Genomic DNA, 20,297 nt, shown 5'->3' with positions numbered 1-20,297 from the left:
TAGGGGTGCCCACCGACAACATCTCAGACGTGCAGGTGGCAGGCCGGACAGGTGCCGATGTGGACCGTCTCCCGCACCGACCAGCCGGGCGGGGTCGGCGGCCGCCGGGAGGTGGCCGGCACGTTCTCGATCCGGCCGCAGGCGGTGCAGACGGCGTGGTCGTGGGCGTCCATGTCGAGCTCGAAGACGATCGGCCCGGTCGGCGGGTGGAACCGGCGGACCAGCTCCACCTCGACGAAGCGCTGCAGCATCTCGTAGACGGCCTGGCTGCTGAGGGTGCCGAGCCGCTCGCGGGCCCGCGCCGTCAGCGTCTCCACGTCGACGTGCCCCTCGGCGAGCGCCGCGAGCACGGCGAGGCGCTGCGAGGTGACCCGCAGGCCCGCCTCGCGCAGCAGCTCCACCGGGCTCGTCGCCGTCGCACTCTCGGTGGCACTAGACATGGTCACGCCAATTCTTTGACATGACCACGAGCATAGCCCTTAGGACCAACTCTTGAAGAGTTGCGGCGATCGTGGGGTCAATCCGCGCGGCGCTCGCAGACGACGAGGACGCTGCGGCAGCCGGTGCCCACGGTCACCGCGCGGCGCCGGACCGCGCGCAACCCCGCGCGGCGCAGGTCCGCGGCGAGGGTCGCGGGGTCGATGAGATGCTTGGTGGTACGCCACCCCGCCCGCCGGGTGAGCCCGTGCCCGTCGGACTCGTGGCTGTCGTAGTGGATCGTCTCCGTCCGCGCACCCGGGTCGATCTCCTGCCGGGCCAGGACGCTCTGCACCACCCCGTCGTACCGGGGCACCGTGAAGCTCCACCACCGGACCGGGTCCGCCTCGACCGCACACGGGTCGTGCCGGGTGTGGTCGAACGCGATCAGCCCGCCCGGCCGCAGCCACTGCGCCGCCTCGGCGAGCAACCGGGCGCGCCCGGCGTCGTCGAGTGCCGCGATCACACCGCCGGCGAGCATGATCAGCCCCGGTCGGCGTACCCCCGGGGTGGTTGTCATCTCGGCGGCGACGGCCGTGACGTCACCGAAGGCCGCGCGGCGGCGCCGAGCCCGGTCGAAGCGCAGCCGCAGCCGCTCGACGCTCGCCTCGCACCGGTCGACGGCGGTCACGTCGAAGCCGAGGCGGGCCAGCGGCAGGGCGAGGCGGCCGTCGCCGGACCCCAGGTCCAGAACCGGCCCGCCGGCCGCCCGCGCCAACCGCAGAAATGCCACGACGTCCGCGCTGTGCGGGCCGAGCAGCCGCTCGGCGAGGGCCTGGTCGGGTTCGCCGTGCGGCTCCACCGATTCGAGCCCCGGCAGCCAGGCGGTCTCGGCCGCGAGCGGCGGCGTCATGACGGCGGACATGTCAGCAGCACCACACGTCGTTGGTGGTGGCCTGGCCGCCGCCCGCCGTGTGGGCGGTGGTCCCCGTGCCCGCGGCGGCTCCGGAACCTAGCGCCACCAGGAACAACGCGGCACACAGCGCCCGGATGGCCTTCACCGTGAATCGAGACATGTTTAGCTCCCTCTACTGCCCGGATCGCCAGCCCCCGTTGCGGCTATCAGACGATCGCTTGAATCATGAGGGGCTCAGACAGGCATTGACATGCCTGTGGAGCTGCGCGAACGCGCCATGGCGTGAACCGGACAGGAGCCGGCCCGCGTGGTGCGCCCCAATGTCCGTTTAACCACAGTAGTTGCAGGTCATGGCCGTGACACCCCTATTCTTGAGCCCGCGCGAGGGGGGAATCAATGGGGATGACGCGAGGCGAGGACCGGCTCACCGGCGACCTCGCCGTGGCTCTCTATCGCCAGATGCGCCAGCCGGGTACGCACACCCTCGCCCTCGCCGCGATCGAGCTCGGCCTCACCCCCGAGGAGACCCGCCTCGCCGAGAAGCACCTGCAACGGCTGGGTCTGGTCACCGCCGCCGAGCTGGACCCGGACGCGACGATCCACGTCAGCCCGGAGGTCGCGATCGTGCGCGCCCTCACCACCGGGCGGCACGAGCTGGACCTCTACCGCGACCGGATCGCCGGGATGCACGAGCACCTGGAGCAGATCGTCGCCCAGTATCTGCCGCTCGGCGTCGGTGCCCGGCACGAGCTGGAGGTCGAGGTGATGACCGATCTGCGCCGCGTCGCCGCCTACCTCGACAGCGCCACCGACCTGACCCGCACCGAACTCGTCTCGATGCACCCGGGCCCGGCGCCCTCGCCGCACCTGCTCGTCGAGGGGCAGGAACGCAACCGGCAGCTCGCCGAACGGGGGCTGCGGCTGCGCACGCTCTACCAGCGGCGGGTCGCGGTGCTGCCCTACATGGCCGAGCACCTGCGGGGGCTGCACTCGCTCGGCTACGACATCCGGGTCGCCCACGTCGTACCCCTGCGGATGTTGATCTTCGATGGCCGCCGGGCGGTGATCCCGATCGACCCGGACAACGGCCGCGCCGGAGCCATCATGATCGATGGCGAGGTCTTCGTCCGCAGCCTGCTCTCGGTCTTCGACTTCTGCTGGCAGAACGCGGAGAGCCACGACACGATCCCGCTCGATGCCGAGGACCAGGCCCCCACCCAGCAGGAACTCGTCATCCTGCGGATGCTCGCGGCCGGGCTGAAGGACGAGAAGATCGCCCGCACCCTCGGCGTCTCGCTGCGCACCATCAGCCGCACCATCAGCGACCTGATGCAGCGGTCGGGTGCGGAGAGCCGCTTCCAGGCCGGGATCCGCGCGGTGAAGCTCGGCTGGATCGACTAGCCCTTCAGGGCGTCCTCGACATCGGTCTCGTGACGCCCCAGGAAGACCGGATCGCGGTGGGAGAGCACATCCCACAGCGCCTTCACGTCGGCGCCCTGCTCGCGGATGAAGGCGTGCCGCCAGTACGGCGTGAAGACCCGGGCGGTGTCGTCGCCCACCCCGTCGGTCTCGATCCCGGCCGCCCGGCAGACCGAGACGGCCCGCTTGATGTGGTAGCTCTGGGTGATCACGATCGCGTGGTCGACCCCGAAGATCCGCTTCGCGCGCTGGCACGAGTCGTAGGTGTCGAACCCGGCATGGTCGGCGACGACCTGCTGCGCCGGCGCGCCCCGATCGATCAGCCAGCGGCGCATCGTGCCGCTCTCGTCATAGACGTAGGCACCGTGATCACCGGAGACGAGGACCACCCGCACCCTGCCCGCCGCGAGCAGCCGCTGCGCGATCTCGAGCCGGGCCAGCAGGAACCCCGACGGCTCGCCGCTCGGCTCGACCTTCGCACCGAGGACCAGGGCGACGGGGGCGGACGGCACGTCCTGCTCGCTGTAGACGTGCCCGATCGCGTTGACCCGGACCCACAGGCCGCTCACGAACCCCACCGAGACGACGAGGATCACGACCATCAGGAGCCGGCGCAGCGTGAATATTCGCAGAAGGCGTCGCACCCGCCCATCATGCCCGATGAGCGCGTTATCGGGCGCCCCGCCTAACACCGGCTGGATGATCGCGTCATCTCCCCGGAACAGCGCCCTCCGATAGGAGCGGAAGGGCGGCTTTCAGCGAAATAACGCGATCATGCGGGAAAACGCTGCGTTGAGGTCAGACCGCTCGGCGCCGGGCGCGGCGCTCGGCGAGCTCGTCGACCATGCCGGCCGCCGAGGCGGCGCCGACCGGCTCGAAGACCGACGGCGGTGCCTGGTCGACGGCGTCGCCCGCACGCTCCCCGGGCAGGTGCGACAGCGAGCCCTGGATCTCCTTGAAGGCGCCGCCGATGGCGATGCCGAAGACGCCCTGACCGCCCTGGAGCAGGTCGACGACCTCCTCGGCGGAGCGGCACTCGTAAACGGTGGTCCCGTCGGAGATGAGGGTGATCCCGGCGAGGTCGTCCACGCCGTGCGAGCGCAGGGTCTCGATCGCCTTGCGGATGTTCTGCAGGGAGACCCCGGCGTCGAGCAGGCGCTTGACGACCTTGAGGACCACCAGGTCGCGGAAGGAGTAGAGGCGGGCCGTCCCGGAGCCGGTCGCGTCCCGCACACTCGGCACCACCAGCCCGGTGCGCGCCCAGTAGTCGATCTGGCGGTAACTGATGCCGACCGCGTGGCAGGCGGTCACCCCGCGGTAGCCGACGGCGCCGTCTTCCTCGGCACCAGGATCGACAGCGCTCGGCTCGACAGTCTGCGGCTCGTGCATCATGCTCAACCTCCGCCTCTCAGGCGACCACTCCGGCCGGGCAGCGCTGACGCGGTGCCACGATTCGGACCAGTCTGGGTCACCCTATAGCGCAGGGCGGGTCCGATCGGGGAGGCAATCGCGGGACACGCCGCTAAGGTGTGACACCGCGACACGCCGACCCGTGCGTGTCCCCGCCGACTGCCCGTCGGCGTGTCCACGCACAAGCTCAGAAAGCCCCCAGAACTCTCAGGAGGCGAAGTCCTCCGGGCTGACCTGCTCCAGGAACTCCCGGAACTTCTCCACCTCGTCCTCCTGCTCGTCCGGGATGATGATCCCGGCCTCGTCGAGGACCGCCTCGGAGCAGTGGATGGGCGCGCCGACCCGCAGCGCGAGCGCGATGGCGTCGCTGGGGCGCCCGGAGACGCGGACCTCTCCGAAGAGCAGGTCGGCGAAGAAGATGCTGTCGCGCAGATCGGTGATCTCGACCCCGGTCAGCGGGGTCTCCAGCGCCGCCAGGACGTCGCGCATCAGGTCATGGGTGAGCGGCCGGGCAGGCTTGACGCCCTGCTGCTCATAGGCGATCGCCGTCGCCTCCACCGCGCCGATCCAGATCGGCAGGTAACGATCCCCGTCGACCTCGCGCAGCAGCACGATCGGTTGGTTCGTGGGGAGTTCAACCCTGACTCCGACCACGTTCAGCTCACGCACCGCCGCCTCCGTTCCATCCCCTTAGCTTGCACGGTACACGGCTGCCTCGGCGAGGCTCGCAGGCGAGATCATTGACGCGCCGGTCATCGGCTCTCGCGCAGCCCAATGCGCACGAGCGCGGAATGCAGGCGCTGCGACAGCGCGGTCAGCTCCCGCACCGCCTCATCGGCCCTGGCCTGCGCGGACGGGTCCTGCTGGCGCAGGATCGGGGCCACCAGCTGCGCCACAACGCCCACCTCGCGGTCCGCGGCGGCACGCCATGCCCGCAAATGCCTAGGTTGTACGCCATAAGCCGCGAACTGCCCGGCGACCTCGGCGATCGCCAGCGCCTCGGCGTCGAACCACTCCCCCGGGGTGACCCGGATCAGCCCGTGCGTCTGCAGGTCGCGCAGGAGCGCCTCGGTGATGCCCGCCCGGGCGCACAACTCGACCGCGCTCAGGCGCGCCGTCTTCTCCGCCGGGATGACCGGCGGATCGTCGTGCGGACCGAGCGCCACGAGCGCCGGGCGGATGCTCGACACCACCGCCGCGGGCGGCTCGTCATCGCCCTCCTCGGCGGCACCGGCGGCGAGCTGCTCACGGATGACCCGCAGCGGCAGGTAGTGATCACGTTGTGCCGTGAGCACATAGCGCAGCCGCAGGACATCCGTGCGCGTGTATTTCCGGTAGCCCGCAGCGGTGCGGCGGGGCTCCACCAGACCCTCCGACTCCAGGAAGCGCAGCTTGGAGATCGTCGTGTCGGGGAACTCCGCACGCAGCTCGGCGAGAACCTCCCCGATGCTCATCAGAGCATCAGGGTCCGATATCGGGGCCGACGCCCCCACCGGCTCGGGGCGCCGGGCCGTGTTCGTCACGACTCCGCAGGCGCCGGTCCGGCAATATACACCAGCCGGAACTTGCCGATCTGGACCTCGTCACCGTTGTTCAGGGTGGCCGACTCGACCCGCTCGCGGTTGACATAGGTGCCGTTGAGGCTGCCCACGTCGCGGACCGTGAAGGTCGCGGCCTCGCGGTGGAACTCCGCGTGCCGGCGCGACACCGTCACATCGTCGAGGAAGATGTCGCTGTCCGGGTGCCGGCCACTCGTGGTCACGTCGTGGTCGAGCAGGAACCGGGCCCCCGCGTTGGGGCCGCGCCGCACCACCAGCAAGGCCATGCCGGGGGGCAGATGGCCGGCGACGCGGCTGGGGACCACGTCGGAGTCAGGACCCTCCAGCACCTCGTCAAGCGAGCCGAGGTGCAGGGTCGACGTCACGTCGAGCGGGGGGAACTCGTCGCCGGGGCGGGTCATGGAACCACCTCACGAATCGTTAGCGGTAACTGCTGATGAGGCTGCGCCACCGTCTTGTGACAACAAGGTTGCGACAACGGCAGTTGTGCGAGCCTAGCCAGCAGAGAAACAAAGGGTCAACCGGACGCGCTGTGGATATCCTGTGCCCGGACCGGGCCGGGCGATCGGATCAGCCTTCGGTGAGTGAACGGTAGCCTGCCGCGTCCAGCAGGGCCGCCACCGACTCCGGGTCGGCAGGCTCGATCTCGACGAGCCAGCCCGCACCGTAGGGATCGGTGTTGATCAGATCCGGCTGGTCGACCAGGGCGTCGTTGCGGGCCGAGACGACCCCGCTGATCGGCGCGTAGATCTCCGAGACGCTCTTGGTCGACTCGACCTCACCGAAGGACTCGCCGGCCGCCACGGTGCTGCCGGTCTCCGGGAGCTGCACATAGACGATGTCGCCGAGGGCATCCTGGGCGAAGTGGGTGATGCCCACTCGCACCGGCCCGGCCTGGGGGGTGACCCACTCGTGCTCGGCCGTGTACCGCAGGTCCTCAGGGATCACATCGACTCCTCGTCTTCTCGGTCCGTCGAGCCGCTTCGTTGTGGCCGACGGGTGGATCCACTTGCGTCAGGAGACCGGTTCGGCGTACTCCAGGGTGGCGGGCGCGTGCAGCGTCGTCACCGTGACCGTCCCCGGTTCTCCCACGATCACGTTACCGCCATGACTGGTCACCAACGCCACTGGCCCGCCCGGTATCCGCAGGGCCTTGTCCATCGTCGACGGATCGCCGATCGCCGTGATCACATATGGGCCGGTCAGGGTCTGACCATCCACATTGAGAGATCCACTGGCGTCGGCGAAGTAGGTCGAGACGATGATCCGAACGCTCGATCCGTTGGAGCCGCTGATCTGCATCGCCTCGGCGCCGGCGTTGCGGAGCTCCTGGATGACGTCGACGATGTCGATGGCCCGGATCGGCTCGGTCTTCGCCTGCACGGTGAAGGTGAGGCCGGGCCCCTGGGCGGGCAGCGTGCCGGCGAGGATGCCGAGCTGGTCGGCCCGCTTCCGCGCCTGCTCCAGGGCGGCCGCGGTGCCCTGCGCGTCGGAGGTGAGCTCGCGCTTGAGCGTCTCCAGGTCGCCGATGTCGCCCTGCAGCCGCTGGCTGCGCGATTCGAGATCGGCGAGGATCTGCAGCAGGTCGGCCTGGCGGGCGGAGGCGAGCGTCGGGTCGGTGGTGTTGTTCTGGACCTGCACGACGAGCGCGAAGCCGAGCAGGCCGACCAGGACGCCGATCATCGCCCCGGCGACGGTGCGCTTCGGCGTCGCCGCCGCCGCGGCTGCGACGGCGGCGGGCGGCGGCCCGTCGTCATCCTCGTCGGCGTCGTCCCCGGGTGCCGCGTCCCGCTCGGGTGCGTCATCGTCGCCGGGAAGCTCGACGGCCTCGGTGGCGGGCTCCTCGGGCACGTCGGCGGAGACGGCGGGTTCCGCCTTCTCCTCGTCGCGTTCTGCCACTGGTCGTCCCCTCTGCGCTCAGGCTCGGAACAGATGGCGGCGGATCGCCGCGACGTTGCCGAAGATCCGGACGCCGAGCACGACGACGACACCGGTCGAGAGCTGCCCGCCGACCCCGAGTTGATCACCAAGGTAGACGATCAGACCCGCGACCAGCACGTTGGAGATGAAAGAGATCACAAACTGCTTGTCGTCGAAGACCCCGTCGAGCTTGGCCCGGACCCCGCCGAAGACGGCGTCGAGGGCGGCGACCACGGCGATCGGCAGGTAGGGCTGCAGCGCGACCGGGACCGTCGGGTCCAGCACGATCCCGAGCACCACCCCGACGATGAGCGCGAGGACGGCAATCACTTACGGCCTCCCGAAGGCGACGTGGACGGGCTCGGCGATGGGGACTTTGAGACTAGCGGGGTGGCGTACCGCAGCACCGGGTCGGGTGCCGACGGCAGCACGAGGTCGTCGCGCTCGGAGATCGAGAAGGTGAGGCCCTTCTCCTTGACCAGGCCGCGGTAGGAGTCGGCGGTCCGCGACTCGTCGAAGTCGTCGGCGAGGTCGCCGGGGCCGATCGCGGAGACCTCGTAGGGCCCGATCATCGGCTGGAAGTCGACCTGGATCGCCTCGCCCGCGAGCCGGATCGTCGAGGTCGAGGTGAGCCGGTTGCCGTTGATCGAGATCGCCTCGGCACCGTTGGCCCAGAGCTGGTTGACGATGAGGCGCAGGTCGAGGTCGAGCACGTGGGTGGTGAGGTCGACCTTGCCGGTGACGGGGTCGACCTTCTCCGGGCCGTCGCCGATCGTCACCACGATGCCGTCGCCGGTGACCTTGCGGTAGCCCGCCGCCGCCTCCGCCGTGCGCAGCCGGGCCGCCTCCGGCCCCGGGATCGCGGCGTCGCGCAGGCGGGTCACCTCGTCGCCCAGCTTCTCCTCGCGGTCGGCGAGGGTCTGCACGCTGGTCCGGCGGGCGTTGATCTGGTCGATCAGACCCTCGCGGACCTTGGCCCGGCCCGGCTGCTCGGCCTGGGTGTGCTGGTAGGCGACGGCGAGCAGGAACCCGATCGAGAGCATCGTGGCACCGGCGACGATCCGCAGCCACAGCGGCCGGCGCCGGTAACCGCGTGCCTTCGTCGCGGCGGCCGCGTCGGCGTACCCGGGATCGAGGGGGTCGCGGAAGAGTTCGGTGAGGAAGTCGGCCTGGTAGCGCGGCTCGGTCGGCGGTGGTGTGGGTGTCGTCACGCGGCGGCCACCCGCCGGGACGCGCGGATCAACCCCGCCGCCTGGGCGAGGTAGAAGATCGCGGAGATCCAGTAGAAGACGAGGCCCCACCAGGCCAGGCCCCAGCCGATCGCGTGGGCCCAGGCGGCGACCGAGCCCTCGGCGGCGGCGGAGAGCAGCAGCACCGGGAAGGCGAGCAGCAGCTGCGCGGTCGCGGCCTTGCCCAGGTAGTGCACCGGCAGCGTGCCGAAACCCTTGCGCTTGACCACGGCGACGCAGCCGATCATCACCACGTCGCGGGCGAGCAGGGCGGCCGTGAAGATCCACGGCACGACACCGCCGATGGTGAAGGCGAGCAGCGTGGCGAGCGTGTAGAGCCGGTCCGCGAGCGGGTCCATCAGCTCGCCGAGCCGGCTGACCTGGCCGAGGCGCCGGGCGAGGAACCCGTCCACCCAGTCGGTGGTGCCGCCGACCGCGAGCACCACGACGGCCCAGCCCAGCTCGTCGGAGACGAGGAAGAGGTAGAGGAACAGCGGCACGCCGAGCAGCCGCAGGAAGCTGATGGCATTCGGGATCGTGACGATCCGATCGCGCTCCACGGTTGCCTCCCTTCGACCTGACGCTATGACCGCAGTCAGCCTACCGGCACCGGCGGTGACGGCTGGACGGCGGCCATCAGGCTGCGCCGGCCGCGTCGAGCAGCGCCCGAACGTAGAGGTTGTCGGTCTGCTCACCCAGATCGGCGACGAAGATCACTGTCGCCGACCCGTCGGGCCCCAGCTCCGCGCGCAGCTCGCGCAGCGCGGCGAGGTTCGGATGCGGCACCGCAGTGCAGGCCTCCGCGGGCGCGAGCAGCTCGATCGCCCGGTCCAGCCCGTCAACCGCCAGCTGGTACGCCGAGGTGCCGCCCCTGTGTCCCAGCACGGTCGCGAGCACCACCCCCGGCAGGAACCCGCCGCCGACGTTGACCCGCCGCACCGTGACGTCCTCCGCCGGGCCGGAGGCGATGCCGAAGGCGGCCGGCCGCTCCCAGCCCAGCTCCGCCTCGAACCGGTCCCGTGCCGCGTCGAGCTCCTCGACGGTGCGCCAAGCCTCACTCATACCCCCGATCATGCCCCACGCCGCTCCCCCACCGCAGGTTCACGCGCGTCGGCACTCCACGATCCGCGCGCTGGACCGCGCATGATCGCGCTTTTTCCCGGAAACAGTCCCCTCGGAGAGGATCGGTAGAAATCGTTTCCGGGAAAAGCATGATCATGCGCGATATCCGGGGCTCGACCCGGCGGCGGGTCAGAACGCGCGGACCGTCGTGATCGTCACGTTGCTGCAGGAGTTGGCGTAATTCGTCAGCGTCGACTTCTCCGCCGTGTCGACCGTCAGCCGCCACCGGATCTTCGTCGCCACCCACTCGTTGATGTAGCGGCACCGCGCCGACGTATACGTCGGCATCCACTCCGCCGGATCCTGGTCACCCTTCGACTGGTTCGCGTTGTCCGTCACCGCGATCAGCGACCGGGAATCCCCCAGGTCGTTGGCGTAGAGCTGCCGCCGCGCCGTGGTCCACGACCGGGCTCCGGAGTCCCACGCCTCCGCCAGCGGTACGAAGTGGTCGATGTCCAGGTCCGCGGGGAGCGTCCAGTAGAGGTTGTCGTAGTAGGAGTACCACCGCCCGCCGGTCAGCGTGCACCCCGACCCGACCGACGGCGCGGTTACGGCCTCGGCGATCAGCACCTCGTAACGGGTGTTGCAGCCGTCGGAGTCAGCGTCGATCCAGTGTGGAAAGAGGTCGCGGTTGTAGCCGGTGCGTACCTCGGTGGCGACGGGCAGGGCGGCCACCGCCGTACGCAGTGGGGCGCTGTAGGTCTCGGCGTACGCGGGGGCGGCGAGCAGCGAGGCCGCGGTGGCGGCGACGGTGATGCCGAGGACCCAGCGCAGAGCGCGGGTTGACATGGGGGTCTCCTGACGTCAGGGGGTGACAGGCGACCCTATTCATATCGAGTTATCAATGTATTACCAAGAGCTCACCGGCGAACGGCCCGTGAAACCCAGGCGACGGCACGGTATGTGCCCCGCTACCGTCACAGCACATGGATATCGTCAAGACGAGCAAACGCCTCTCCTACGTGCTGCGGCACCGCCCCGACGCCATCGGGATCACGCTGACCGACGACGGCTGGGTCGCCATCGACACCCTCCTCACGGCGCTCAACGCGCACGGGACCCGGATCAACCGGGCGACCCTGGAGCAGGTGGTCGCCGACAACGACAAGCAGCGCTTCACCATCGACGGCGACAGGATCCGGGCCAACCAGGGCCATTCGGTCGAGGTCGACCTCGGCTACGAGCCCGCGCAGCCGCCGGACGTGCTCTTTCACGGCACCGCGACCCGGAATCTGGGAACGATCTATCAGCAAGGGCTGATCAAGGGTCGCCGGCATCACGTGCACCTCAGCGCCGAGACCAGCACCGCGACGAAGGTCGGTTCCCGCCACGGCACGCCCGCGGTGCTCGTCGTCGATGCCGCCGCGATGGTTGCCGCAGGTCACACGTTTTATGTCAGCGCCAACGGCGTCTGGCTGACCGAGACCGTCCCGCCGACCTATCTCAGCGGCAGTGGGCCATCATTGGCCGCATGAGCATCCGCGATCAGATCGAGGATGTGCTGCGCGGCTGGGACGCCTACGAGCGGGCCCGCGGCACTACCCCCGTCATCGACTACGACTTCGCCCCGGCGACCCCGGACGAGGTGGCCCCGATCGGCAGCCGACTGGAGGCGTACACCCGCCTCGGTGAGCTGAGGACCGACGACCCGGTGCTGACCTCGCGCCTCGCGTCCGACCTGGCCTATCTGCGGGCCCTGCTGGGCGAGCGCGCCCCGCTCGACGGCTACCTGCGCGACACGCAGGGCTGCGGCGGTCACGGCTGGAGCGACGAGCAGATCGCGGCTGCGGGCAACACGGCTCGCGAGCACCTCGCCGATCTCGGCATCGGCTGGGACGCGGCCACGATCGACCTGCTGGAGCACCAGGAGGGGCAGCTGCCCGTCGACGACGCACCCGACGCGATCCGCGCCGCGGCGGCCGAGCACGAGGCCGCGATGCGCGAGCTCGTCGGCACCGACGCGCCGTTCCACCTGACCGTCGAGACGACCGAGGTGGACGCCTACTGGGCCTACTGGCTCGACGGGGTGCGCAGCGAGGCCCGGCTGCGGCTCAACCTGCGCAAGGCCCGGTTCACCGAGGTGATGGCCCGGCAGTTCGCGCTGCACGAGATTCTCGGCCACGCGCTGCAGGGCGCGAGCCTGTCGCATGTCGCGGGCGGCGCGGACGTGCCGTGGGTCCGGATCCTGTCGGTCCACGCGCCGCAGTCGACCCTCTTCGAGGGTCTCGCGCAGGCGCTGCCGCTCTTCCTCACCCCCGAGGACAAACCCCTGATCGCCCGGGTACGCCTGACGCACTACCTCCAGCTCGTCCGCGCGGAGCTGCACCTGGCGGTCAACGCGGGCACCCCGATCACGGAGTGCGCGGCGATCGCCCGCTCCCGGGTGCCGTTCTGGAACGACGAGGCGATCGGCGACAACCTCGCCGACCGGAGCGTGGACCCGCTGCTGCGCTCCTACCTGTGGTCCTATCCGGCCGGGGTGGACTGGTTCGTGGCGCTCGCCGATCAGGCGCCGGAGCTGGGCCGCACGGTGCTGCGGGAGGCCTATCGCGCGCCGCTGTCCCCCGCCGAACTCACAGCCCTCTGGCCGGCCGGGCCCCGCATCGGGGGCTGATCCGCAGACCACCCCCAAGATCGTCGCAACTCTTCAAGAGTTGTGGTTAAGGCCTGGCGGCCTGAACCCACAACTCTTGAAGAGTTGCGACGATCTTGGCCTCAGCGCAGGGCGGTCAGGGTGGCGTAGACGATGACGTTGTCGAGGTAGGAGCCGTTCTTGCGGTCGAAACGGCCGCCGCACGTGATCACCGTCAGCCGGGCCGGACCGGTACGCGTGTGCACCTCCGCCGCCGGGAACGCGTCCTTCGGCACCGTCGTCGCGCCGTCCACGGTGAAGACCGCCGTGGCGCCGTCGTCGCGGCGTACCTCGATGAGATCGCCATGGCGCAGCGCACCGAGCCTGTAGAAGACCGCCGGGCCGCTGCTGCGGGAGTCGACGTGCCCGACGATCACGGCGCTGCCGGGTTCGCCGGGGCTGGGGCCGTAGCGGTACCAGCCGGCCGACCCGGGCATCTCCAGCGGCGGGACGTCGATCGCCCCGTTCGCCGCCACCCCCATCGCGATCACCTCGGCCCTGACCTCGATCGCCGGGATCGTGATCGCGATCGGCACCGATCGGGCGAGCACCCGGCCGAAGCCGTCGTGATAGGCGTCGACGACCCCGTCGGGCTGCGGTGGCGGATCCGGCGCGGTGATCATCGCGAGTGCGAGCATTCCGGCACCGGCGAAGACACCGACGGCGACGAGCGCCTTCCCGAAGCCCTGCCTGCGGGGACCCTGTCTCGGTGCGGCCTCAGGAGCGGCCATGCCGGCGGATCCGGGCGGGGATCGACTGCCGTGGCCGGCGCATCAGCAGCGCTCCGCCGACCACTGCCGCGGCGAGGAGGCTGGAGCCCGTGACGAGAAGCGTCTCGTTGGGTCCGCCCATCGACCAGCCTCCGCCGCCCGAGGGTCCCGTACTGGTGGAGACCACGACGACGGCCGTGAACCCGTCGCCGTCGCTGCACGTACCGCCGAGGTCATAGCTCCCCGGTGCGGCGTCGCCGGGGATGATCAGGCTGACCACCCAGTCGCCGGGCTGCTGGCTGGAGGCGGTCATCGGCACGTTGGAGGCGCCACCGAGGGTGGTGGCGGAGACGGAGGCGCTGGTCGCCTTGACGCTGCACTGCGCCACGATGTCGACGGTCCCGCCGGGGTGGATGGGGACCGGGGAGACGGTCGCGTCACCGGCGTTGGCAGCGGTGGGGATGGCGAGTGCGGCGGTCACGAGCAGGCCACCCAGCGCGAGGCGGCGGAGAGAACGTGTCGTCGTCATGGGCTGAGATTAAGTTCCGTTACGGCTGCTTTCCCGGATATTCCGCCAAAGACCGCGCAGTCTGCAAACAACGCGCTTTACCAGCATATTTGGGTTACCTTGGAGCTCCATGGAGGCAGGCAGGTCGACCCGATGAGCGAGTGGTTCCATCGCACGATCGTCGACACCGGCCGGCTCCCGATCTTCGCCTTCTTCGTCGGCGTGGTCGTCGGTTTCGCCTTCATCCGCTTCTCGGTCCGCATGATCCGGGCCCAGGTGCGGTGGTGGCCCGGAAACGTCACCCCCGGCGGCATGCACATCCACCACGTCGTCTTCGGCGTCGTCTTCATGGTGCTCGGCGGCATCGCCGGGCTGGCCCTGCCGTTCGCGCAGACCGGCTGGCGGGTCGCGGCGGCGGGCCTGTTCGGCGTGGGTACGGCGCTCGTGCTCGACGAGTTCGCGCTCATCCTGCACCTGCGCGACGTCTACTGGTCCGAGCAGGGCCGCACCTCGATCGACGCGGTCTTCGTCGCGATCGCCTTCAGCGGGATGCTGGTGCTCGGGATCCTGCCGATCGGCCTGGACGACTTCGTGCTCGGCAACGGCGCTCGGGGCGTCGGGCGTACCATCGTCGCCTGGCTCTTGACCTTGACCACCCTCACGCTGGCGGCGGTCACGCTGCTCAAGGGCAAGATCTGGACCGGACTGCTCGGGCTCTTCATCCCGGTGCTGCTCTTCGTCGGCGCGTCCCGCCTGGCCCGGCCGCACTCGCCGTGGGCCCGCTGGCGCTACCGCCGCCCCTCCGCCAGGGCGCAGCGCAAGCTGCGCCGCGCCGAGATCCGCGACGACCGCTGGCACCGGCCGATGGTCCAGGCGAAGAAGTGGTTTCAGGACCTCATCGCGGGCAGCCACGACGCGCCGCCCGAACACTGAGTCTTTTGCACAGATTGACACGTGATCGACCACTAAACTCCCAGGCATGCAGGCCGGCAGGGAAACCATCGACTATGACGCCAACGGCTACGACTACCGGGACTACTGGCAGGGCCGGGACTACGAGTTCTGGGCCGAGGACCAGGCCCTGAGCAGGCTCGTCCCCCGGCTCGCACCGGCGAGGTGGTTCGTCGACTTCGGCGGCGCCTACGGCCGCAACGCGCCGCACTACCTGCGCTTCGCGCAGCACGCGGTGATCATGGACTACTCGGCGACCAACCTCACCAACGCCGCCGAGCAGCACGCCCAGGCGATCGCCACCGGCCGCCTCTCGCTGGTGCGCTGCGACCTCAACGCGATCCCCTTCCGGGACAACGCGTTCGACTCCGCCATGGTGATCCGGGTGCTGCACCACCTGCTCGACTCCGAGCCCGCGCTCGCCGAGATGAGCCGCACCGTCAGCAACCGCTGGCTGATCGACGTGCCGATCAAGCACCACGTGCTCGGCCTCGTCCGCGGTGCTCGCGCTCGCCGCTGGCGGGAGGTCCGTGACGAGAAACCCCTGATCACCGGCGCCTCCGACGAGAAATACGTCAACTTCTCCCTTCCCGCCGTGCGCCGCCAGCTCGAACAGCGGGGCTGGCAGGTCACCCTCGCCGCGAGCGTCAACAACTTCCGGCGCTGGGACTACGTGCTGCCCGAGCCCACCGTGAAGCTGGCCCGGCCGATCGTGCACTCGATGGAGCTGGCGACCCAGCGCCTGGGCCGGGGCTGGTGGGGTCCGAGCCAGTTCCTGCTCACCGACCGGGGCACGGCCCGCCCGCCGGGCATCCCGGTCCCCGCCGACGCCGGCCTGGAGGCACGCATGTCCTGCCCCACCTGCAAGGACCCGCTGGAGTGGACCGAGACGACGGCGACCTGCACCGGCTGTGCCGTGGCGTTCAACAAGGTCGGCCCCTACTGGGACTTCGTCGTCTGACCGCACCGCGCTCTCACACCGCGCTCCGTCACTGACCGTCATTGCCGGGGGGTCGCTCGCTCGCGTTTCGGCGTCGAGCGGCCGCCCCGGCACTGTGGTGTGCGCGGCGCTTTGCTCTGCTTACACCGACGCACCGGCCACTAAGTCCGGACATTCCCGCCGATGCGCGGGTGTAAGCAGAGCAAAGCGTCGCGCACACCCACAACCGCCCCCGCCACGGTGGGTAACCGGGCCCGCCCCACCGACGGCAAGCCCCGAGCGAGGGCGCACGACACGGGTGCACCCGCAGGCCGCAGCTGCATACCATGGCCACGGTGAACATCCGACAGCGCAAGAAGCTCACCAGACGGCTGATGGATGCGGTGCTGAATGAGGACTCCGCCGGCGTGACCGCCCTCCTGCGGATCGGGGCGAGCGCCAACGCGGCCGACCGCCACGGCACGACACCCCTCTACCAGGCGTCCGTGCACGGTTCCGCGGAGATCGTGCGGCTGCTCCTCGTCGCGGGTGCCGACCCGGACATCGAGAGCGGTCACGAGGGCACGCCGCTCTGTGCCGCGGCCCGCTGGGGCCACACCGCCGCCGTGCAGGAACTTCTCGCCCACGGAGCCGACGCCAACCTGCGCGAGGATCACGGGACCGGGTCCACACCGCTGGGTTGGGCCGTCCGCGGTGGGCACCGGGAGGCGGCGAAGCTGCTCGTGGCGGCGGGCGCCCTGCCGCAGACGGACTGAGGGCCGGCCCCCAGCGGGGACCGGCCCTGAACGTTGCGGCGAGCGCTACTTGAGCAGCTCGTTGACGACCGCGGTCGCCTTGCCCTCGTGCTTGGCGTAGGCGTAGGGGTAGGCGGACACCTGGACGGCCTGGGCAGCGTAGGTCACGGGCATGTTCTGCCAGCCGGGCACGTTGACGAGTCCCTTGTAGAACTGCGTCGCGGCGAACTTCGGCTGCATCAGCTTCTTGACCGGACCCCAACCCGTGCTGGACCGCTGCTGGAAGAGTCCGACGGAGTCGTGGTCGGAGCCGAGGCCCTCGTTGGGGACCGTCTGCGACTCGGGGATGACGGTGCTGCCGAGGTTGTAGAGGTTGCTCTCCTGCATCGCGGTCGACAGCGCGATGACCATCGCCTTCTTGGGCAGGTTCATCTCCTTGCCGGCCTCGACGATCGCCCGGGCGTTGGCGGTCTGCTTGACCGTGAGCCCGGCGACCTGCTTCTTCACCACGGGCGCGGCCTGGGCCGCTGCCTTCTGCTGCGGCTTGGCGGCCGACTTGGTCAGCCCGGTCCGGTCCACGGAGCGGGTCGCGGCTCCGGCCTGGGCCCGGTCGGCGGAGGTGACGACCGTCGTCTTGCCTGCTGCTACCTCGGCGGTGGCCGCGGGGACGGCACCGAGCGCGGCGAACCCGAGACATCCGAGCAGGCCCGTGGCGACAGCCACCCTTCCGGTGCGGAAGGAGAGGTTCAGTCGACCGAAGGGACCGGGGAGACCGTTCGGGGTAATGCGGTGATCTCCACCGACCTCGAATGCGCCGTCGGCCTTGGCCTCACGCCGCATGTGTCCTCGTTGACTAACACGCATTGGCCGAGCTTAGGCAGCTCAGATAGCCGATGCCCAATGATCCGAGCCGGTCAAAGGTCACACTTCGGGTCTATCAGACATGGGTACATGCTCCAGAAATGCCCCAGCTGCCGCCGCCGCCCGTGTGGAGTCACCCGAACGGATGGCCTCCACCAGGGCCGAATGGTCGACATATCGATCCTGGGTCAACTCTCCCCCGATCGTCTCGGCCAGGCTCGCCCGAAGGGCGGTGCCGAAAGAGGCATAGAGGTCGGAAAGCATCCCGTTGTGGGCGGCGGCGACCACCGCCACGTGAAACGCCACGTCAGCCTCGATGAATGCGGCAACGCGACCCTTCCGCCACGCGGCCTCCCGCGCCGCGAGCGCGGCATCCAGCAATTCCAGATCCCCGGGGGTACGCCGACCCGCCGCCAGCCGAGCCCCCTCCACCTCGAAGGCCCGGCGTACCTCGACCGCCTCGTCGATCTCCCCCTCGGCGAGGCGGCGGGAGACCGCACCGTCGAGCTCCCGGATCGCCATGACATAGGTGCCCGACCCCTGGCGCCGCTCCAGCAGCCCGGCGTGGACCAGCGCGTTGACCGCCTCGCGGACCGTGTTGCGGCCCACTCCCAGCGCCTCGACCAGCTCAGGCTCGGTGGGGATGCGACTGCCCACCGGCCACTCGCCGGAGCAGACCTGGGTCCGCAGCTCCTCCACGACCTGCGGGACGAGCGTGCGGCGCGACGGGGAGCGCAGTGGCATGGGTTACACCTTCATTCTCGGTCGTTCTCAAATTCGTCCCATCATTCTACGATGGGAGTATGTCGCCGCCTTCCAGCATCGCAGCCCCGCTGCCCTCCGCGCTCCCCACCCGGGCGGCGCTGGCCGCGCGACCCGCGACCGGCGGCGCCCTGATCGTCGTCGGCATCCTGCTCGTGGCGATCAACCTCCGGGCGGCGATCACCAGCCTCGGCGCGCTCCTCGACGAGGTCACCACCGGCCTGCACCTCTCCGGCACCACCGCCGGGATCATCACCACGCTCCCCGCGCTCAGCTTCGCCGCGTTCGGCGGCCTCACCCCCGTGCTGGCCCGCCGCCTGGGAGCGTCCCGGCTGCTCATCGCCGCGATGGGCGTCCTCGCCGTCGGCCAGGCCCTGCGCGCGCTCACCGGCTCGACCGTCGTCTTCCTGCTCACCAGCGCCCTGGCGCTCGCCGGCATCGCCATCGGCAACGTGCTGCTCCCGGTCCTGGTCAAGCAGCACTTCCCCACCCGGACCGGCCTGCTCACCGGCGTCTACACGATGACCCTGATCGCGGGCACCTCGACGGCCGCCGCCCTGTCGGTGCCCATCGCGCACGCCTTCGGGTCCTGGCGGGCCGGGCTCGGCGTCTGGGCCCTGCTCGCCGTCGCCGCCCTGGTCCCGTGGCTGTTCACACGTCCCGCCCGCACCACCGGCCCCACCGACCCGGCCGCGGCACTCGCCCGGATCCGGCCCGCCCGCACCGGGCTCGGCTGGGCGATGGCCCTGTTCTTCGGGCTCCAGGCACTGTCGGGCTACGCCGCCATGGGCTGGCTGTCGCAGATCTTCCGCGACGCGGGCTACCCGGCCACCACGTCGGGGCTGCTGCTCGCGGGGGTGGCGCTGGTCGGCGTACCCATCGCGTTGCTCATGCCCACGATCGCCGGGCGCGGCGTCAACCTGCGCGCGCTGGTCCTGCTCATGTCCACCGCGATGGCCGTCTCCTATGTCGGGCTGTGGCTCGCACCGAGCACCGCGCCGCTGCTCTGGGTGGCGCTGCTCGCGCTCGGGCAGGGCGCCTTCCCGCTCTCGCTCGCGATGATCGGCATGCGGGCCCGGACCAGCGAGGGCACCGTGGCCCTGTCGGCCTTCGCACAGAGCGTCGGCTACCTCATCGCGGCGCTCGGGCCGCTGCTCGTCGGCATCCTCTACGAGACGACCGGCGCCTGGACGATGCCGCTCGCCTTCCTCTTCGGCGCCGCCGTGCTCCAGGCCTTCGCCGGGCTCGCCGCGGCCCGCCCCCGCTACATCGAGGACGAGGCGGCCGGCTGACCCCGCCCGGGGCCGCACTCGACGAGCAGCCGCTGCGCCTCCCGGCTGCCGGGGAGGTGGCCAGTCTCCTGGTGGACGGCGAACGCCTACCGCCACAACCCGTCGGTGTAACCGCACCTCCCGACAGGTCGCGGGCCCGGCATCTCGTCGAGATGCCGGGCCCGCCCGTCGTCGTGGGCTGCGCCCCTCGCGATGACGTGCTTCGATGAGGTCATGGTGCGCGAGGGATACAGCGGCAGCGGACCGGGTGCGTTCACCCCGGACGGCTGCGCGGTCGAGGTCTACGAGCGGATGCCGGTCGGCGCCGAGCCCGATGTCATCGAGCAGGCCGCCCCGGCCGGTGCGAGCATCCTGGAGCTCGGCTCCGGAGCGGGCCGGGTCACCCACCCGCTGGTAGAGCGGGGTTTCGCGGTCACGGCGGTCGACGAGTCCGCCGAGATGCTGGCGAAGGTCCGCGGCGCCCGGACGGTCCACTCCTCCATCGAGGACCTGCACCTCGGCGAGCGCTTCGACGTGGTGCTGCTGGGCTCGTTCCTGGTCCACGCACCGAGCGGCGAGCAGGCTCTGGCGCTCCTGTCCGCCTGCGCCCGGCACGTCGCGCCGGGAGGCTGCGTGCTGCTCCAGCGCGAGGGCGCGAGCTGGCACGAGAACCTGCCCCGGGTGCGGCATTCGACCGGGGGGAAGGTCACGGTGGCGAGCTCCACCGAGGTCGGTCCCGGCGTCCGATCGGTCGTCGTGGAGTACGCCTTCCCCGACGCCCGCTGGACCCACACGTTCCTGTCCCGCCCGCTCAGCGAGGCGGACCTGGATGAGCTGCTGCGAAGCGCCGGGCTCACCTTCGACGGCTACCTCACCGAGGACCTGACCTGGGTCCGCGCGCTGCCGGCACCGGCCGCTCCATGATCGCCGCACCTG

Annotated in this window: 27 protein-coding genes; 8 read left to right on the top strand and 19 right to left on the bottom strand. The window is 70.6% G+C overall.

What is annotated here, in order from left to right; translation table 11 throughout:
- Positions 1–23 precede the first annotated feature (23 nt).
- The 3 genes from F4553_RS36970 to F4553_RS36960 all read right to left on the bottom strand — a co-directional run bounded on the left by F4553_RS36970 (position 24) and on the right by F4553_RS36960 (position 1,493).
- Positions 24–440: a Fur family transcriptional regulator gene (locus tag F4553_RS36970; RefSeq protein WP_246467975.1), complete on the bottom strand. Its 417-nt coding sequence runs from the start codon at positions 438–440 to the stop codon at positions 24–26.
- Between the two features lie 77 nt (positions 441–517).
- A complete protein-coding gene (locus F4553_RS36965; RefSeq protein ID WP_184845841.1) occupies positions 518–1,342 on the bottom strand; it encodes a class I SAM-dependent methyltransferase in 825 nt (274 codons plus the stop codon).
- Between the two features lies 1 nt (position 1,343).
- The gene (locus F4553_RS36960) at positions 1,344–1,493 is read right to left on the bottom strand and encodes a hypothetical protein (RefSeq protein ID WP_184845839.1); all 150 of its coding nucleotides are present in this window, start codon (positions 1,491–1,493) and stop codon (positions 1,344–1,346) included.
- Between the two features lie 236 nt (positions 1,494–1,729).
- On the opposite strand from F4553_RS36960, the gene F4553_RS36955 reads away from it, so the two are divergent.
- Complete coding sequence (locus F4553_RS36955; protein WP_184845837.1) at positions 1,730–2,734, top strand: helix-turn-helix transcriptional regulator; 1,005 nt, start codon at positions 1,730–1,732, stop codon at positions 2,732–2,734.
- Here F4553_RS36955 and F4553_RS36950 read toward each other — a convergent pair.
- From F4553_RS36950 to F4553_RS36895, 12 genes are all read right to left on the bottom strand, one after another.
- Complete coding sequence (locus F4553_RS36950; protein ID WP_312875535.1) at positions 2,731–3,396, bottom strand: SanA/YdcF family protein; 666 nt, start codon at positions 3,394–3,396, stop codon at positions 2,731–2,733. The genes F4553_RS36955 and F4553_RS36950 overlap by 4 nt on opposite strands.
- A 154-nt stretch (positions 3,397–3,550) precedes the next feature.
- Positions 3,551–4,141: a MerR family transcriptional regulator gene (locus F4553_RS36945; protein ID WP_184847409.1), complete on the bottom strand. Its 591-nt coding sequence runs from the start codon at positions 4,139–4,141 to the stop codon at positions 3,551–3,553.
- Positions 4,142–4,369: 228 nt separating this feature from the next.
- Positions 4,370–4,831 (bottom strand): bifunctional nuclease family protein, encoded by a 462-nt coding sequence (locus tag F4553_RS36940; protein ID WP_184845835.1) that lies wholly within the window; start codon positions 4,829–4,831, stop codon positions 4,370–4,372.
- Between the two features lie 83 nt (positions 4,832–4,914).
- The gene (ftsR, locus tag F4553_RS36935; protein ID WP_184845833.1) at positions 4,915–5,616 is read right to left on the bottom strand and encodes a transcriptional regulator FtsR; all 702 of its coding nucleotides are present in this window, start codon (positions 5,614–5,616) and stop codon (positions 4,915–4,917) included.
- Positions 5,617–5,681: 65 nt separating this feature from the next.
- Complete coding sequence (gene odhI / locus F4553_RS36930) at positions 5,682–6,122, bottom strand: oxoglutarate dehydrogenase inhibitor Odhl (RefSeq protein ID WP_184845831.1); 441 nt, start codon at positions 6,120–6,122, stop codon at positions 5,682–5,684.
- Between the two features lie 169 nt (positions 6,123–6,291).
- Positions 6,292–6,669: a glycine cleavage system protein GcvH gene (gene gcvH / locus F4553_RS36925; protein WP_184845829.1), complete on the bottom strand. Its 378-nt coding sequence runs from the start codon at positions 6,667–6,669 to the stop codon at positions 6,292–6,294.
- Between the two features lie 66 nt (positions 6,670–6,735).
- Positions 6,736–7,620, bottom strand: coding sequence for a DUF881 domain-containing protein (locus F4553_RS36920; RefSeq protein WP_312875534.1), 885 nt, complete (start codon positions 7,618–7,620; stop codon positions 6,736–6,738).
- An 18-nt stretch (positions 7,621–7,638) separates the two neighbouring features.
- Positions 7,639–7,971, bottom strand: a complete 333-nt coding sequence (locus F4553_RS36915) for a small basic family protein (RefSeq protein ID WP_184845828.1) — start codon at positions 7,969–7,971, stop codon at positions 7,639–7,641.
- Positions 7,968–8,852 (bottom strand): DUF881 domain-containing protein, encoded by an 885-nt coding sequence (locus tag F4553_RS36910; RefSeq protein WP_184845826.1) that lies wholly within the window; start codon positions 8,850–8,852, stop codon positions 7,968–7,970. The genes F4553_RS36915 and F4553_RS36910 overlap by 4 nt, the downstream gene beginning before the upstream one ends.
- Complete coding sequence (clsA, locus tag F4553_RS36905) at positions 8,849–9,430, bottom strand: cardiolipin synthase ClsA (protein ID WP_312875533.1); 582 nt, start codon at positions 9,428–9,430, stop codon at positions 8,849–8,851. Before clsA ends, F4553_RS36910 begins: the two co-directional genes overlap by 4 nt.
- A 76-nt stretch (positions 9,431–9,506) precedes the next feature.
- Positions 9,507–9,932 carry a hypothetical protein gene (locus F4553_RS36900; protein ID WP_184845824.1) on the bottom strand — a complete coding sequence of 142 codons (426 nt, stop codon included), beginning with the start codon at positions 9,930–9,932 and terminating at the stop codon, positions 9,507–9,509.
- 189 nt (positions 9,933–10,121) lie between these two features.
- Complete coding sequence (locus F4553_RS36895) at positions 10,122–10,781, bottom strand: HNH endonuclease family protein (RefSeq protein WP_184845822.1); 660 nt, start codon at positions 10,779–10,781, stop codon at positions 10,122–10,124.
- Positions 10,782–10,918: 137 nt separating this feature from the next.
- Between F4553_RS36895 and F4553_RS36890 the strand changes: the two genes are divergently transcribed.
- Both F4553_RS36890 and F4553_RS36885 read left to right on the top strand, forming a co-directional pair.
- Positions 10,919–11,467, top strand: coding sequence for an RNA 2'-phosphotransferase (locus F4553_RS36890; protein WP_184845820.1), 549 nt, complete (start codon positions 10,919–10,921; stop codon positions 11,465–11,467).
- A complete protein-coding gene (locus tag F4553_RS36885; RefSeq protein WP_184845818.1) occupies positions 11,464–12,606 on the top strand; it encodes a hypothetical protein in 1,143 nt (380 codons plus the stop codon). The genes F4553_RS36890 and F4553_RS36885 overlap by 4 nt, the downstream gene beginning before the upstream one ends.
- A 101-nt stretch (positions 12,607–12,707) precedes the next feature.
- Here F4553_RS36885 and F4553_RS36880 read toward each other — a convergent pair whose 3' ends face one another.
- Together F4553_RS36880 and F4553_RS36875 are read right to left on the bottom strand one after the other, a co-directional pair.
- Positions 12,708–13,355 carry a class F sortase gene (locus tag F4553_RS36880; protein ID WP_184845816.1) on the bottom strand — a complete coding sequence of 216 codons (648 nt, stop codon included), beginning with the start codon at positions 13,353–13,355 and terminating at the stop codon, positions 12,708–12,710.
- Complete coding sequence (locus F4553_RS36875) at positions 13,342–13,863, bottom strand: hypothetical protein (RefSeq protein WP_184845814.1); 522 nt, start codon at positions 13,861–13,863, stop codon at positions 13,342–13,344. Before F4553_RS36875 ends, F4553_RS36880 begins: the two co-directional genes overlap by 14 nt.
- 132 nt (positions 13,864–13,995) lie before the next feature.
- On the opposite strand from F4553_RS36875, the gene F4553_RS36870 reads away from it, so the two are divergent.
- From F4553_RS36870 to F4553_RS36860, 3 genes are all read left to right on the top strand, one after another.
- Complete coding sequence (locus tag F4553_RS36870; protein WP_184845812.1) at positions 13,996–14,775, top strand: hypothetical protein; 780 nt, start codon at positions 13,996–13,998, stop codon at positions 14,773–14,775.
- Positions 14,776–14,821: 46 nt separating this feature from the next.
- Complete coding sequence (locus tag F4553_RS36865; protein WP_184845810.1) at positions 14,822–15,754, top strand: class I SAM-dependent methyltransferase; 933 nt, start codon at positions 14,822–14,824, stop codon at positions 15,752–15,754.
- 314 nt (positions 15,755–16,068) lie between these two features.
- On the top strand, positions 16,069–16,488 hold the full coding sequence (locus F4553_RS36860; RefSeq protein ID WP_184845808.1) for an ankyrin repeat domain-containing protein: 420 nt from the start codon (positions 16,069–16,071) through the stop codon (positions 16,486–16,488).
- A 45-nt stretch (positions 16,489–16,533) separates the two neighbouring features.
- On the opposite strand, the gene F4553_RS36855 is transcribed toward F4553_RS36860, so the two are convergent.
- Positions 16,534–17,307, bottom strand: a complete 774-nt coding sequence (locus F4553_RS36855) for a hypothetical protein (protein WP_246467589.1) — start codon at positions 17,305–17,307, stop codon at positions 16,534–16,536.
- Positions 17,308–17,388: 81 nt separating this feature from the next.
- On the bottom strand, positions 17,389–18,072 hold the full coding sequence (locus F4553_RS36850) for a FadR/GntR family transcriptional regulator (protein WP_184845806.1): 684 nt from the start codon (positions 18,070–18,072) through the stop codon (positions 17,389–17,391).
- A gap of 89 nt (positions 18,073–18,161) precedes the next feature.
- Between F4553_RS36850 and F4553_RS36845 the strand changes: the two genes are divergently transcribed.
- Both F4553_RS36845 and F4553_RS36840 read left to right on the top strand, forming a co-directional pair.
- On the top strand, positions 18,162–19,382 hold the full coding sequence (locus F4553_RS36845; RefSeq protein WP_376776361.1) for a CynX/NimT family MFS transporter: 1,221 nt from the start codon (positions 18,162–18,164) through the stop codon (positions 19,380–19,382).
- A 213-nt stretch (positions 19,383–19,595) separates the two neighbouring features.
- The gene (locus F4553_RS36840; RefSeq protein ID WP_221470626.1) at positions 19,596–20,285 is read left to right on the top strand and encodes a class I SAM-dependent methyltransferase; all 690 of its coding nucleotides are present in this window, start codon (positions 19,596–19,598) and stop codon (positions 20,283–20,285) included.
- The last annotated feature ends 12 nt before the right edge of the window (positions 20,286–20,297 follow it).

The organism is Allocatelliglobosispora scoriae (assembly GCF_014204945.1).
GTDB classification, from domain to species: Bacteria; Actinomycetota; Actinomycetes; order Mycobacteriales; family Micromonosporaceae; genus Allocatelliglobosispora; species Allocatelliglobosispora scoriae.
Note: the sequence above shows the minus strand (reverse complement) of the source record. Positions and strands in the feature narration are given on the sequence as shown.